Here is a 13,478-nt window from a genome sequence, read left to right on the forward strand (position 1 = left end):
ACGATAGGAAAACATTCGTCTGATTTCGCTACTTCCGACGGACTGTGCTCACGCGGCTTCGGTTCGAAAGCGTTCGATACCCGGTTCAAACTCGTTGTCACCTTCGATGGCGTCGAAATCGTCATCGGCACCGACCAGCAGCGTCACTCCCTCACGATCGGTAGCAAGATCAGCCGCGGCAGCGACGGCGTAGGCGTCGCCCAACGCGAGCGCGTGTTGCCGTTTCAACTCCGCAACCGTCTGCCAGCAGTCGTCGATCTCGTACTCGGTGAGACCCAACTCCCGAAGGCGACGAATGTGAGCGTCGGCCTGCTCGGGGAGGCTTTTCGAGCGGCGACATACCGGACCTCCGCGAGCGTGATCGTCGCCACGTAGCCCGCGCGGTCGCCGTCGTAGACGCGGTCGAGCCACTCTTCGACCGCCTCGGCTCCGGGCTCGTCGAAGGCGAAGGCGATCAGCGGCTCGGCGTCGAAGACGACCGTCATTCCTCGTCCAGCCCGTGTTTCTCGTCGAGCGCGTCCCGCTCCCGCTGGCGTTCTTCCCGGAGCAGAGCAGTCGCCGCGGTCTCGTTGTCGGCCTCGGCGGCCAACGCGCCGCGGAGCTCCGACGGCCGTTTGACCGGCCGAATGACGATCTCGCCGGCCTCGGTTTCGATGAACCGGACACGCCCCGGCGTTTCGATGCTGAGTTTCTCGCGATAGGCTTTCGGGATCGTCGCTTGGCCCTTGCTCGTGACGGTGACGGTGGTTTCCTCTTCGGCGTCGCTCATATGTAATGGCTAGTCGACAGTATTACTTTAATTTTTGTAATACTCTAATCGAGTGTACGGTCTTCCCGCGAGAAGGAGGTCGAACCGTGCATACCTTCGGTTACGGCTGTCGCCACCGGTGACAAAGATGTCTCTGCGGTACTGGTTGATATCTTTCGCCGCGGGTGATAGTTCTACTCTGTCCCGCTGCTGTCCATGTAGGTGAGATGGGCGGTGAGATCTGTCGTCGACAGCATCCCGACGACCTCGTCATCGTCATCAACAACAGGCAGATGCTGGATTTGCTTGGTGATCATCTTCACCGCGGCATCCTGGATGGACTCATCCGGCTCGGTTGTGGTCACGTCCTCAGTCATATAGTCGTCGACGGTGGCGTCCGCGGGGACAGCCCCGTCCGAGACGAGTTCCGTGAGATCGGTACACGTAAGAATCCCAGACAGCTGCCCGTTGTCATCGAGGGCCACCAACGATCCTGCCTCCTTCTCCAGAATCGTGCTGGCGGCCGTTTCGACCCCTTCGTCAGGGGTGACAGTTACGAGGTCGGTCGTCATGAGTTGCTCAACCGGAACGGCTTCGATTTCCATACTCCTCTTATGCATAGTTTCTATTGATAAATGTTGTCTACAACTGAATTTTACAATACATTCGTTTGCATGAAAATTGATTTTAGACAAAAGAACGAATTTGAGCGAGTATATAGATGCTTCGTAAACTACTGTCCGAACCGGGTGTCACTCTTCTCGTCGAGTCGCAACACCCAGGTAGGTCGGCGGGTGAGTTGTGGTCAATGCCACAGGAACCGATCACGACGATCGAACTCGCCGACGTACAGACGACCGCGGGTGATTTCCACGATGTCGCCGTCGAGATCTATCCGAGTTGGGTGATGATCGAAGACGACACCGGCAGCCGGTGGATCGCCCGCGATACCGTCACCGAGATCTTCGAACGCGAGTAGCCAGCAAAATCAAAGTGCCTATGGTCGTCTCGCTCGCTTGCCCAGACATGACTCACCTGAGCGTTGTTGGCTGCGGCAACATGGGGGTGCCCTCCTGCAGGGCCTCGCCGAAAGCGGCGATCACACCCTTGTCGGCTGCGATATCGACCCCGACGCCCGCGCGTCAGTCGCCGACTACTGTGAGACGACCGACGACCTCGCGGTCGCCGCCGAGGCCGACTACGTCGTGTTGGCGGTCAAACCCGACTCGGTCGGCGACCTCCTGCCGGCCCTCGATCTCGACGCCGAGCAGACTCTGATTTCGATTGCAGCCGGCGTCTCCATCGACTACCTCGCCGATCTCACCGACGCGCAGATCGTCCGGCTGATGCCGAATCTCAACGCCGAAACCCGGAACATGGCCGCCGCGGTCACCGGCGCGGTCGACGATACGGTACGCGAGCTCCTTGAGGAGGTCGGCGAATACGCCGAGATCCAGGAGTCAGAAATGGATATCGCCACCGCGCTCAACGGCAGTGGCCCCGCCTTCGTCTTCTACCTTATCGGCGCGATGGCTGACGCCGGCGTCGACAGCGGCCTTGAGGCCGAGCAGGCCGAGACGCTGGCCGCCCAGACGTTCAAGGGCGCGGCCGAAACCGTCCTCCAGTCCGACCAATCGATCGACGAGCTGATCGACGCCGTCTGCTCAGAGGGCGGGACGACCATCGAGGGAATGGAACTCCTGTGGGACAGCGATGTTGAGGAGGACGTGGCTTCGGCCGTCCACGCCGCCGAGGATCGCTCCCGGGAGATGGCCGCCGAGTTTGCCGATGAGTGACGCTCCTGACGCTGGCGATGTCGACCCCGACGCCGCCGCTGGCGACGCCGACGGCGATGCGACCACGCTTGACGCTGACGCCGTGACCGCCGCCCGCCAGCAGGCGGCCGCGGCCGACCGCGTCGTCGTCAAAGCCGGCACCAACTCCCTGACCGACGACGAATCAAATCTCTCGCTGTCGAAGCTCCACAAACTCGTCGACGACATCACCGATCTCCGCGAGCGCGGCAAGCAGGTCGTCCTCGTTTCCTCGGGGGCTGTCGGGGCCGGGATCGGCCGGATCGGCTATGAAAGCGACACCATCGAGGAATCCCAGGCGCTCTCGACGATCGGCCAGAGTCAGCTGATGACCGCCTACAGCGAGAGCTTCGCCCGCTACGACACCAAGGTCGCCCAGATCCTCCTTACCCAACACGATCTCGACAACCCGGATCGCTTCACCAACATTCGCAACACGATCGAGACACTGCTGGAGTGGGATGTAGTGCCGATCATCAACGAAAACGACGCCATCGCCACCGAGGAGCTCCGGATCGGCGACAACGACCGCCTCTCGTCGTCAGTCGCCATTGGCATCGAGGGCGACCTGCTGGTGACGCTGACCGACGTGGGCGGCGTCTACACCGGCAACCCAAAAACCGACGCCGACGCCGAACTGATCGACGCTGTCGGCGCAAACTACGACCAGGTACAGACCATCGTCGACGAGAGCTCGACCGGCGGGTTCGGTGGTATCCAGACGAAAGTTGAGGGGCTCGCCGCGTCAGCGAACACGGCACCCCGGCGGTCATCGCGGCTTCGACCGAGCCCGATGTGTTGGCGCAGATCGCCGATGGTGAAACCGTAGGAACGATATTTCTCCCGATCAACGGTGTTGACAATGAGTGATACCGACGCGACCGGCGACGCCGCCGGAGCGACCGACCAAGCCATCGACGCGAAAGTTGACGCCGCCGAGTCCGCCGCGCTCGATCTCGCCAACGTCGACGACGCCGACCGACAGGCCGCACTGCACGCCATCGCCGACGCTATCGACGACAACCGCGAAGCCATCCAATCGGCCAACGCCGAGGATGTCGAGGCTGCCGAGGAGCTGCTCGAAGCCGGCGAGTACACCCAGGCACTCGTCGACCGTCTCAAACTCTCGGATGCAAAACTCGACAGCATCGTCGAGATGGTTCGTAGTGTCGCCGGCCAGGACGACCCCCTCGGGGAGACGATTGTCGCCCGCGAACTCGACGCAGATCTCGAACTCTACAAGCTCGCCGTCCCGATCGGCGTTGTCGGCACCGTTTTCGAGTCCCGGCCCGACGCCCTCGTTCAGATCGCCGCCCTCGCGCTGAAATCCGGCAATAGCGTGATGCTCAAAGGTGGCAGCGAGGCCAGCGAATCCAACCGCGTCCTCTTCGAGTTGATCCGTGAGGCGACCGCCGACCACGACGCGATCCCCGACGGCTGGGCGCAACTCGTCGAGGCCCGCGCCGACGTGACCGCAATGTTGGAGATGGACGAGTCGATCGACCTGCTGATGCCACGCGGGAGTTCCTCATTCGTCGAGTACGTTCAGGACAACACCTCGATCCCCGTTCTCGGCCATACTGAGGGGATCTGCCACATCTTCGTCGACCGTGAGGCCGATCTCGATATGGCCACTGAGGTCGCTTTCGACGCCAAGGTGCAGTACCCCGCAGTCTGCAACGCGGTTGAAACGCTGCTCGTCCACGAGTCGGTCGCCGAGGAGTACCTTCCGCAGATCGTCAAACGCTACGCCGCAGCCGACGTTGAGGTTCGCGGCGACGAGCGCACACGGGAGATCGTCGATGTCGCCGCAGCCAGCGAGGCTGACTGGTCGACCGAGTACGGCGACCTGATCGTCTCTGTGAAGGTCGTTGACTCACTCGATGCCGCGCTCGATCACATCACCGAGTACGGCTCGAAACACACCGAGTCGATCATCACCGCCGATGCTGACCGCGCTGGCCGATTCATGCGAAGTCTCGATTCGGCGAGCGTCTTCCACAACGCCTCGACCCGTTTTTCCGACGGCTACCGGTTCGGCCTCGGCGCGGAGGTCGGCATCTCGACCGGCAAGATCCACGCCCGCGGCCCGGTCGGGCTGGAAGGCTTGACGACCTACAAATACCACCTCGAAGGCGACGGCCACCTCGTGGCGACCTACGCCGGCGACGACCCTCGCCCGTTCACCCACGAGGAGTTCGACGGCGAGTGGGTGCCCGGCGAGCTGTCGCGGTAGGATGCGACGCGGTGTCGAAATAATCCCAGCGCGGCAAAGATATTTCTGAGTTGCCGGCCACGTATCCTGTATGAGCGACGCTGAGCGACCCGGCTGGACGGAGTCGGTGTCGGCCGCCGACCGTGTCCGGTCGGTGGCGACGACACTGAGCGAGCCGCGAACCGCCAACTGGATCGCGGGCGAAGCCGAGGTCGCCCACGAGACGGCCCGCAAGTACCTCGACCAACTGGTCGCCGACGGGAAAGTCGAAACGAGCGAGGCCGGCGGCAAGACGGTCTATCGGCCCGATCCGGTCGGCCAGTATCTCTCCGAGATGCACCGCCTCTATGCCGACCACACCGCCGACGAGTTGGCCGACCGCCTGACCGAGATCACCGACCAACTCCACCGGTGGCAGGATGCGTACGATATCGAGACACCGAACGAACTCCGCGCAGCGATCGGCGAGACGACCGATGCGGCGACAGCCGATGAGTACCGCCGCGTTGCGACCGAGTGGGAGCAGCTCCAGTACCGCCAATCGCTCGTCGAAGACACGCTCCGACTCTACGACCGCTTTGCCGACGATGCGTCGCCCGCGCCAGTATGACACCGCCGGGATCGCCCAATCCAGCGGTCTACCGCGAGCTCCGCGATGTGCTCCGCCGACAGCCCGAGATTACCGAGACGTGGTACGCACCGGACGCGGTACAGCGTCGGTATCTCGTCGGGTCGGTCGCGCCCGCCCGAGTCGAGTCACCGACCGGGCCTGACGCGCCGCAGATTGCGGTGCGGTGGCTGTCTACACGAGATGAGTTCCGGATCGACTACACCGACCCGAACACCGGGTTTCACTGTGGCTGGCACCGCGACGACGACCATCCCGGTCTCGGCGCGACGCATTTTCAGTACAAACATCCCGAAGACGAGGAGCCGACCTACGAGGAAGCCGACTTTGCGGCGACGACGCCGCCGAAACTCCTGTGGGCATGTCTCGACGACCTGTTTTCCGTCCGGTTGCCGCAGCTAACAACCGAGTAGCAGAGGTACGTCACGCTTTGCGGAGCGTCACCTGTTCGGCTTCGATATCCTCGATAAACGCACCCTCGCCGCCGACCGTGTAGGTCTCGCCGTCGGCATCGATGGTCAGACTCGCTTCGATCGGGAATTGGCTGTTCGCCGGCTCGATGAGCCCCTGTGTCACGCCGACGATCCGACACTCCAGATCAACCGGCTCGTTTGTCTCCGTCCACCGGCCTTCGATCCGGGCGGCCAGCGGTGTTTCGGTGCGACACCAGAGTGTCGCCTCGACGACGGCGATTCGGAAGTTCGTCTCCGTCAGTGGGAGGCTGGTCGGCTCGGTGACCGCGACCTCGGTGCCGACCGGCCAGTAGTTGCCGAAAAAGGAGCCGACGATCACCGGGCCGAGTTGAGGATGGGAGAAAACGATCGCCTGCGTGTCGCTGTGGGTCGAGGTCAGCATCTCCGCGGGGGCGACCAGCCCGACCCGGTCGTCGGCGGTCACCATCGCTGGCATCGGCTCCCCCAAATTCGGGTAATACTCGCCACCCCACAGCAGTCTTCGGGTGGTTCGTCGGTTTCGGTGATCAACAGCGTCACCAACACGCCGCGGTCGACGGCGGCTCTGAGTTCGTCGGCGACGTCCGAGAGCCGCCCGATCGGAATCGACAGGGTGAGTTCCGACTCGCTGTCGGCGATGAGCCCCTGAATCCGTTTGAGCACGGTTTCCCGGCTTTTGACGACCTCGAACTGGTCGGTGGCGGGCTCGGCTCGCGTATAGCGCGCTTCGAGGGCGGGTTTGATCGCCTCGGCGTCGGTGACCAGCTGGTTGACGACCGTCTCGGGCGGGCGCGCTCGGATGCGCGTCGGGACGACGTGATCGTTGACCTCGACGAAGCCGCGATCCGCGAGCGCCTCGCTGACGCTGTAGACGTAGCGTTTGGAGACGCCGGCGACATCGGCGATCGTACTCGCCTTCGCCTCGCCGTGGGCCAGAAGGGTGAGGTAGGTGTCGACCTCCTTTTCAGAGAAGCCGAACCGCCGAAGATGTGCCCGGAGGGTGGCGTCGTCCATACCGGTAGTGGCGGCGGCTCCTACTTAACAGTCCGTGGCTGGTACGGTCGTCGAATCCGGCCGACAGCCGTTCACGTTGCTGGCGGCCGGCAGCCGTTCACGCTGCGACCGGCCGGCAGCCGCTCACGCTGTGGTTGGCCGACAGACGACCACGTCGTCAACGACAACGTAGTTGCCGTTTCCATCGTCACGCGGATCATGGCGCTTCCGCAGTGGCTTCCCGGTTCGAAGATCAGTGTCGCCGACGGCGGTCGGCAGACTGACCGTCGCCGGAATCTCACCGAAGTTGAGCACGACGAGTAGCCGCTGGTCGCCGTTGTCGCGGGTGAAGGCGACGACGTGCTGTGGCTCGTCGGTGATTCGCAGGCTGTCGGCATCGCTGTCAGCTTTCGTTGTGTCGCTGTCATCGCCAGCACGGTCATCCCCGTCTTCACCCGTGCTGTCGACTGCATCCGGGGTCGGCTCCGTCGTCATCGGGTCGGTCGTGGTGACGACGCCGACTGAGATGGGGTCGATCCGCCCGTCGTTCAACACCGGATACTCGTCTCGCAGCCGCGACAGCGATCGATGGAACTCGGTTAGTTCTGTGTCGCCGTCGTGCCATTTCATCGGGCCGCGATCGGCGGTCATGCCACGTTCTTGGCCGTAGTAGATCAGGGGCGCGCCTGGGAGAGTGAACGTCGCTGCCGCTGCCGCTCGTAGGGCTGGCTCGCCGCACTCACCGAGATACCGGCTTTCGTCGTGGTTTTCGACGTATCGGAGGTGAACTGACGACTCGGGAAACCCCTGCCAGCGTACCGTCTCAAGGGCGTCAAAGATCGCTCGGGCTGGCTGCTTGTCGTTTCCGATCGCCCGCAGCGTTTCGTGGAGGGTGCTGTCGTAATGCATCGTAAACTCGGCCTCGTGGGCCTGTGGATCGTGGGGGATCGTCTCATCGAGCATGAGGAAGTCGGCGGGAACCCGCTCGGCGACCTCCTTCCAGAAGCCATGGGGGACACCCCACGCAATATCACACCGAAAGCCATCGACGAGGTCGACCCACTCGTCGACGACATCGAGCATCCACTCTCGCACCGCCAGTGAGCCATAGTTGAGATTGGGGATCCGCGACCAGTTGAAGTAAAACTCCGGGCTCCCGTCGCCGGCCCAGGCGATGTCGGTGCTGTCGTCGTCGCGGGGCACCCGCACGTAGCGATCGTCGTAGCCGTCGACGCCGGCCGAGTGGAGTTGAAACGCGGGATGGTCGCGGGAGGTGTGATTGATCACGAGATCAAACACGACTCGAATCCCGGCCTCGTGGCAGCGATCGACCAGTGATTCGAAGTCGGCACGGCTCCCCAGATCTGCCGCCGTGCTGAAGTAGTCGGTGATGTGGTAGCCGTGGTCGGTCGGGCAGCGAGGATCGGCGTCAGCCACAGCATGTCGACGCCGAGCGATTCGAGATACTCGATCCGGCGTTCGATCTCGGCGAACGTCGTCTGTGGCGTTTCGCCGGCAAACGACCGTACGAAGATCTCATACACGGTCGGCGATTCGGCCCACGCTGGCGGCTCGGTTGGGGATCGGATCTTGAACTCACCGCCCGCGGTGCGTTGCACGTCGACTGTGTCGGCGATCGAGTGTCGCTCGCCGACGGCGACCGCATGCACCCGGAGCCGGTCGTCGATGGCGTCGGCGGCAACGCGACAGGTTCGCCCATCGGTTTCGACGGCCGAATCCGAGATCGAATCGCGGTCGTCGACGACGAATCGCACTTCCAACTCCTCGTCGCTAACTTCGCTGTCGGGGGCGGCTGCTGGGTCGGCGGTGACGACGACCTGACCGTTTTCGGCGTCGACGCTCGCCGACAGCGCACAGCGTGGTCGCCCCGGCCCGGGGACGGTCACCGAGTCGTGGATTTGTCGACCGAAATCGTCGTCGAGACAGAAGCCGTAATGGTGGGTGCCGGGCGGCAACTCGACTTCGAGCACAAAGCGGTCGTCGGCGCGTCGCGGTCGGTTGGCACCGACGCGGTGGTCGTTGAACGGGCCGACGACGGAGACGCGATCGATCGTCGCCGGCTCGACCGGCAGGTCGGCAAACGGCAGCGTCAACGCCATCTTGCTGCGGGCGTGCGGAAACGCCAGCACGCGTTGGCTGTGCGTCCCGTTCGGGCCCGCGAGTTCAAACCGGTAGGTGCCAGGCTGGTCTGGCGTGACAGTAACGACCGGCTCGTCGCCGACGGTCACCCGACTCTCAGCCGGGGCGTCGATCAGTTGCCACGCGTAGTCAGCCGTGCGGTCGGGGTTCCAGGGGGCCAACTCGACGGCCTCGCCGACGGCGGTAAATCGCGGTGGCCCGATATCGTCCATATGACAGCTCAGGGGGCCGAATCGTCTTGATTGTTGTCGTTTCAAAAAACGTGTGAACAACAAATACACCAAGAATTAATACGGGTGACCGCCTGAGAGTAGGTATGCAACTCCGTGACGCACTTGACGACTACAAGCGGTCGTCAGGTGACAGCACGCTCTTTGCCGGCGAGCGGCGGACGCTCTCCGGGCGGTTTTCCGGCGGTGACGGCCGGCTGGTACACATCGACGAGGGCGTGATCCGTGACTTTGGCTACCCGCTGTCAGGGCTGACCGGGCTGGAACGCTCCCGGTTCGGCCTCAGCCTCGGCGACGAGAAGTTCTGGTTCGACGAGGATGCCACCTCAACACAGACGTACTACGAGGACACCGGCCTCGTCAAAACCGTTCATGAGACGCCGATCGGCGAGGTGACCGAACTCGATCTGACGATCGGCAACGCCCACCTCACCCACTTCGAGACGGTCGCCGAACACGCCGAGATCATCGCCTACGTCTCGCTGGCTCCCGATGGCCGCCACAGCCGCCTCGGACAGCTTCACCACGAAGACGTGATCGAGGTCTACCACGAGACCGAACACGACTTTCTCGGGAGCGCGACGGGCTTCGCCGGCATCCGCGGCCAGATCCCCGCCTCCTTCGACGATTTGATCTCCGAGGAGCCAACCGAATACCCACGACCCCCACACGACGGCCGCTACGCTGAGGATCGCCTCAGCGGCGACTTGGTCTGTTGGCTCCCGCTGGATCACGGCAGCACGACGCTCATCACGCTGTTGACCGACTGGGAAGAGACCGACCGCGCTGACGCCCTCGCGCAGATGGAAACGTTTCGCACCGAGTACACCGATCGGGCAGCCTTCGAGGAGGCGGCTGCGGCGACGGCCCCGCTCGACGACACCGACGACCTTCCGCTGGATGAGTCGATATCGGCCGACGTGCGCGTGCTCTCGCTGCTGACGGGGACGACCGGCCTCCGGATGGCTGGTCCGGACTTTGATCCGTACTATCGCCATTCAGGTGGCTACGGTTACACCTGGTTCCGCGACGACGCCGAGATCTCGCTGTTCGTCCTTGAGTCTGACCAGCATCTCGACCTCGGCTTGGCGGACTGGCACGCCCGCAGCGCGCGCGCCTACTGTGAGACCCAACGCGCCGACGGCAGTTGGCCCCACCGCGTCTGGCCGCACAATGGCGCGCTCGCGCCCGGTTGGGCCAACGCCCGGCTGGAAGCCGGCGACGGCGTCGACTACCAGGCTGACCAGACCGGCAGCGTCATCGCCTTCCTTGCGAGCTACTACGCGTCGGGCATCGACGACCCAGATCTTGAATCCCGTGTCGTCGACACCCTTGAGGGCGCTGTCGACAGCCTCGATGAAACGCTGCTCGATGATGGCCGGCCGATGGTCTGTCAGAACGCCTGGGAGGATTCGATCGGGCGGTTCACGCATACGACCGCGACCTTCCTGGAGGCCTACAGCGCACTGGCGGCGACCGACCTCCCGATGGCCGACCACGCCCTCGACCAAGCGACCCGGGTCTATCACGCGATCGACGACCTCTGGCTTGCGGATCGCGGGCTCTACGCGCTTCGGGAACACGGCGCGGGCGGGCTCGACCGCCGGGCGGATTCGGCGACACTCGGCCTGATCGGCGCGCATCTGGCCTACGATCAGGTTGGGACTGTCGACGGCGACCGGCTGGACAAACTCGACTCACACGTCCACACCATGATCGAAGCCCTCTGGCATGACCCCGATGAAAGTGAGCTCGCGGGGTTGTATCGCTACGAGGGCGACGGCTGGCGACAGGGCGAGCAGGGCCACGAGAAGATCTGGACCGTTTCGACCGGCTGGGGGCCAACGCTGCTGCCCAACTGGCCGCCCTGCTGGCCGACAACGACGACGACCGCGCGGTCGACGCCGCCTCACGGGCCCGGGAACTGCTCGAACTCGTCCTGCCGGGCGGTGTGCTCTGTGAGGACACCAGCTACCTCCCCGAGCAGTATTTCGACACCGGCGAACCCGACAGCGCGACGCCGCTGGGGTGGCCCCACGCGTTGCGGCTGGCGACGGTGTCGTTGATGGACGAACGCGGCATGCTGTACGCGGCGCACAAGGTCGTTGCCGACGACTGATTTTAGCAGTGAATTTGTCGATTACGAGAGAACCTCCACTAACCAATATAACCGGTGAGCGGCATGTACAAACCAACAAATGGCCGATTCTGACCCTATCGACCGCAAGCGAGAGCGGGCGGTGCGGTTCGCAAACGCCTATATAGACGAGCATTACGAACTCTTCGAGACGCTCGCGCAGGAATAACCGATCCCGATAATCAATACTGAAGGGGAATATGACCGACTCACCGACCTCTGAACCCGACATGCCATCTCGCGAGCCACGGTTCGACGCGGTCGTTCGCTGGGCCGAGTACATTCAGGAGAATCCACCGGAAGTCTGGGGCCCACAGCAGAACGCCGTCGTCAACGCGCAGATCGACAGTGCGGCCGCCGTCGAGCGAACACCCGAGGAGATCGAGCGGATTCGGGCGTTCGCTGACGACGTGCTTGACGACGAGGAGTGGCTGTACGGCCGAGTCGCCCACCCGTTTTACTGCGGCATCACCCGAACAATGGCAGTATCACGCGGTTCGACCGTCATCGCAAGCGAGCCACTTGTTTCCCACTCATTGCCAGTCCAGCAGTCACACACCTGATACCGAGCAGCACCACCCGTCACGTCGACTGCCGAGACGTGCGTCGAAATCTCACGCGCGTCGTCGCCGCGGTTGTGGAACGCGACCGCCGCACCGCCGTCCGCCAGCCGTTTGCTCCACACCTCTGCATCGCCGTCGCGTCGATCCGGCGTGCCCTGTATCCCGAGTGGATCTTGATCGATAGCGAGCAGTCGCTCGTTGGTCAGCAACTCGCGGTCGAACGTCGACAGCGACGTGAGATCCGTCCCGAGCATGAGCGGCGCGGCCAGCAGACACCAAAAGGCGAAATGCGTGCGTCGTTCGGCTTCGGTCAACGGTCGCTGTACATCGACGGCCTCGTGTTCGGACTGTCCGGAATCTGGGCCGTTGCCGATCTGCAGCATATCGGGGTCGTTCCAGCCGCCGGGGCCGTGGGCGGCCGCGGCGTCGATGTCGGCCATTCGGTTGAGGGCGTCGGCAACCCCGAGGCCGAACTCGTCGGGGTCGGCCCGCCATTTGGCGACGAGGTCGTCGGTCGCTCGCCAGAGATGGCCGCCGACGTTGCGGCCCCACCGCCACGGCTCGTTGCGTCCCCACTCGCAGATGCTGAAGACGATCTCGCGGTCAACACTGCTGAGCGCGTCGCCCATCGCGGCGTAGCGGTCGATGGCGTCGCGGCCGCGGTGGTCGCCGCAGTTGTCGTACTTGAGGTAGTCGACGCCCCAGTCGGCGAACTGCTCGGCGTGCAGCCGTTCGCGGCCGAGGCTTGCGGGATAGCCCTGACAGGTCTCGCTGCCGGCCGACGAGTAGAGCCCGAATTTGAGCCCGCTGTCGTGGACGTAGTCGGCCAGCGCGGCCATCCCGTTCGGGAAGTCCGCCGAGGGCTGTAGTCGTCCTTCTCTGTCGGTCTCGCTGGCCATCCAGCAGTCGTCGACGACGACGTACTCGTAGCCGGCGTCTCGGAGGCCGGTCTCGACCAAGGCGTCGGCCGCGGCGCGAATGTCAGCGTCGGTTACCTCGCAGCTAAACGCGTTCCAGGAGTTCCAGCCCAGCGGCGGCGTTCGGGCGAGTTGGCGGGGGCGGTCGTCAGTCATCGTGGAGTCGATCACTCGATCGACTGCTCCGCAGTCGTCGCCTTATCCGGTTCGGTTCTCGTTCCTGTGCCACCCTGCCGTTCAACCTCGGCCAGCGTCGCCGTCGCCGTTGCCAGCAGACCAGTACCGAAGATTAGGAGCCCAAGCGTAAGGCGGAGCTCCGCCGAGATCGGCAGTGACGGACTCACCCCGATGAGGGCCGCCAGATTGATTCCTGCGACTCCAAGGCCGATCCACCGGGCACTGCGCCAGTTAGTCACGCCTGTTGACTCCGGCTGGTATCGCGCTGCCCGAGCGGTAAGTGCGAGGCCGACACCCCACACAAGCCCGGTGACAGCAGCGAGTACCGGGTCGCCAACGAGCCAGTAGCAGCCGCTACCGACGACCAGTGCTGTTGCCCCGCCGAGGGGCCATCTGAGTGACGAACGCATTATCGACGCAACTGCCGCGGCGTGTAAAATAGTG

At 63.9% G+C, this 13,478-nt stretch carries 12 protein-coding genes and 4 pseudogenes; 8 read left to right on the plus strand and 8 right to left on the minus strand.

Annotated features, from left to right (window positions below; all coding sequences use genetic code 11):
• Window positions 1-48: 48 nt before the first annotated feature.
• The 4 genes from ACFQJB_RS00155 to ACFQJB_RS00170 all read right to left on the minus strand — a co-directional run bounded on the left by ACFQJB_RS00155 (window position 49) and on the right by ACFQJB_RS00170 (window position 1,353).
• Entirely contained in the window at window positions 49-228 is a 180-nt protein-coding gene (locus ACFQJB_RS00155; RefSeq protein WP_379722549.1) for a hypothetical protein, read from the minus strand.
• Window positions 225-485 carry a type II toxin-antitoxin system VapC family toxin gene (locus ACFQJB_RS00160; protein WP_379722552.1) on the minus strand — a complete coding sequence of 87 codons (261 nt, stop codon included), beginning with the start codon at window positions 483-485 and terminating at the stop codon, window positions 225-227. Before ACFQJB_RS00160 ends, ACFQJB_RS00155 begins: the two co-directional genes overlap by 4 nt.
• The gene (locus ACFQJB_RS00165) at window positions 482-769 is read right to left on the minus strand and encodes an AbrB/MazE/SpoVT family DNA-binding domain-containing protein (RefSeq protein ID WP_379722555.1); all 288 of its coding nucleotides are present in this window, start codon (window positions 767-769) and stop codon (window positions 482-484) included. Before ACFQJB_RS00165 ends, ACFQJB_RS00160 begins: the two co-directional genes overlap by 4 nt.
• A gap of 173 nt (window positions 770-942) precedes the next feature.
• Window positions 943-1,353 (minus strand): CBS domain-containing protein, encoded by a 411-nt coding sequence (locus ACFQJB_RS00170; protein WP_379722558.1) that lies wholly within the window; start codon window positions 1,351-1,353, stop codon window positions 943-945.
• A 203-nt stretch (window positions 1,354-1,556) separates the two neighbouring features.
• Between ACFQJB_RS00170 and ACFQJB_RS00175 the strand changes: the two genes are divergently transcribed.
• The 6 genes and pseudogenes from ACFQJB_RS00175 (at window position 1,557) to ACFQJB_RS00200 (ending at window position 5,818) form a co-directional block, all read left to right on the plus strand.
• A complete protein-coding gene (locus tag ACFQJB_RS00175) occupies window positions 1,557-1,727 on the plus strand; it encodes a hypothetical protein (RefSeq protein ID WP_165853243.1) in 171 nt (56 codons plus the stop codon).
• A 37-nt stretch (window positions 1,728-1,764) separates the two neighbouring features.
• Entirely contained in the window at window positions 1,765-2,544 is a 780-nt protein-coding gene (proC, locus tag ACFQJB_RS00180; protein WP_379722561.1) for a pyrroline-5-carboxylate reductase, read from the plus strand.
• A pseudogene (gene proB / locus ACFQJB_RS00185) lies at window positions 2,537-3,432 on the plus strand (glutamate 5-kinase). The gene proC and the pseudogene proB overlap by 8 nt, the downstream one beginning before the upstream one ends.
• The gene (locus ACFQJB_RS00190) at window positions 3,425-4,798 is read left to right on the plus strand and encodes a glutamate-5-semialdehyde dehydrogenase (protein ID WP_379722564.1); all 1,374 of its coding nucleotides are present in this window, start codon (window positions 3,425-3,427) and stop codon (window positions 4,796-4,798) included. The pseudogene proB and the gene ACFQJB_RS00190 overlap by 8 nt, the downstream one beginning before the upstream one ends.
• A gap of 70 nt (window positions 4,799-4,868) precedes the next feature.
• A complete protein-coding gene (locus ACFQJB_RS00195; RefSeq protein ID WP_379722567.1) occupies window positions 4,869-5,387 on the plus strand; it encodes a DUF7342 family protein in 519 nt (172 codons plus the stop codon).
• Window positions 5,384-5,818: a hypothetical protein gene (locus ACFQJB_RS00200; protein WP_379722570.1), complete on the plus strand. Its 435-nt coding sequence runs from the start codon at window positions 5,384-5,386 to the stop codon at window positions 5,816-5,818. Before ACFQJB_RS00195 ends, ACFQJB_RS00200 begins: the two co-directional genes overlap by 4 nt.
• 10 nt (window positions 5,819-5,828) lie before the next feature.
• Here ACFQJB_RS00200 and ACFQJB_RS00205 read toward each other — a convergent pair.
• Window positions 5,829-6,871 (minus strand): annotated as a pseudogene (locus tag ACFQJB_RS00205) (TrmB family transcriptional regulator).
• 123 nt (window positions 6,872-6,994) lie between these two features.
• Window positions 6,995-9,222: pseudogene (locus tag ACFQJB_RS15245) on the minus strand (alpha-amylase family glycosyl hydrolase).
• A gap of 104 nt (window positions 9,223-9,326) precedes the next feature.
• Between ACFQJB_RS15245 and ACFQJB_RS00220 the strand changes: the two are divergent.
• Both ACFQJB_RS00220 and ACFQJB_RS00225 read left to right on the plus strand, forming a co-directional pair.
• Window positions 9,327-11,359, plus strand: a pseudogene (locus ACFQJB_RS00220) (glycoside hydrolase family 15 protein).
• A gap of 248 nt (window positions 11,360-11,607) precedes the next feature.
• Complete coding sequence (locus tag ACFQJB_RS00225; protein ID WP_379722575.1) at window positions 11,608-11,940, plus strand: hypothetical protein; 333 nt, start codon at window positions 11,608-11,610, stop codon at window positions 11,938-11,940.
• Here the strand turns inward: ACFQJB_RS00225 and ACFQJB_RS00230 are convergent.
• Together ACFQJB_RS00230 and ACFQJB_RS00235 are read right to left on the minus strand one after the other, a co-directional pair.
• Window positions 11,835-13,013 carry a glycoside hydrolase family 27 protein gene (locus tag ACFQJB_RS00230; protein WP_379722578.1) on the minus strand — a complete coding sequence of 393 codons (1,179 nt, stop codon included), beginning with the start codon at window positions 13,011-13,013 and terminating at the stop codon, window positions 11,835-11,837. The genes ACFQJB_RS00225 and ACFQJB_RS00230 overlap by 106 nt on opposite strands.
• Window positions 13,014-13,024: 11 nt before the next feature.
• Window positions 13,025-13,444: a sterol desaturase gene (locus ACFQJB_RS00235; RefSeq protein ID WP_379722581.1), complete on the minus strand. Its 420-nt coding sequence runs from the start codon at window positions 13,442-13,444 to the stop codon at window positions 13,025-13,027.
• Window positions 13,445-13,478: the final 34 nt, after the last annotated feature.

It is taken from the genome of Halonotius sp. GCM10025705, assembly GCF_042662885.1.
Lineage (GTDB): Archaea > Halobacteriota > Halobacteria > Halobacteriales > Haloferacaceae > Halonotius > Halonotius aquaticus.

Bases quoted from the DNA above. Each gene is read 5' to 3' on its own strand.
- ACFQJB_RS00235 (WP_379722581.1), bottom strand. From the start codon at position 13,444: ATGCGTTCGTCACTCAGATGGCCCCTCGGCGGGGCAACAGCACTGGTC.
- ACFQJB_RS00200 (WP_379722570.1), top strand. From the start codon at position 5,384: ATGACACCGCCGGGATCGCCCAATCCAGCGGTCTACCGCGAGCTCCGC.
- ACFQJB_RS00165 (WP_379722555.1), bottom strand. From the start codon at position 769: ATGAGCGACGCCGAAGAGGAAACCACCGTCACCGTCACGAGCAAGGGC.
- ACFQJB_RS00190 (WP_379722564.1), top strand. From the start codon at position 3,425: ATGAGTGATACCGACGCGACCGGCGACGCCGCCGGAGCGACCGACCAA.
- ACFQJB_RS00160 (WP_379722552.1), bottom strand. From the start codon at position 485: ATGACGGTCGTCTTCGACGCCGAGCCGCTGATCGCCTTCGCCTTCGAC.
- ACFQJB_RS00175 (WP_165853243.1), top strand. From the start codon at position 1,557: ATGCCACAGGAACCGATCACGACGATCGAACTCGCCGACGTACAGACG.
- ACFQJB_RS00170 (WP_379722558.1), bottom strand. From the start codon at position 1,353: ATGGAAATCGAAGCCGTTCCGGTTGAGCAACTCATGACGACCGACCTC.
- ACFQJB_RS00195 (WP_379722567.1), top strand. From the start codon at position 4,869: ATGAGCGACGCTGAGCGACCCGGCTGGACGGAGTCGGTGTCGGCCGCC.
- ACFQJB_RS00225 (WP_379722575.1), top strand. From the start codon at position 11,608: ATGCCATCTCGCGAGCCACGGTTCGACGCGGTCGTTCGCTGGGCCGAG.
- ACFQJB_RS00230 (WP_379722578.1), bottom strand. From the start codon at position 13,013: ATGACTGACGACCGCCCCCGCCAACTCGCCCGAACGCCGCCGCTGGGC.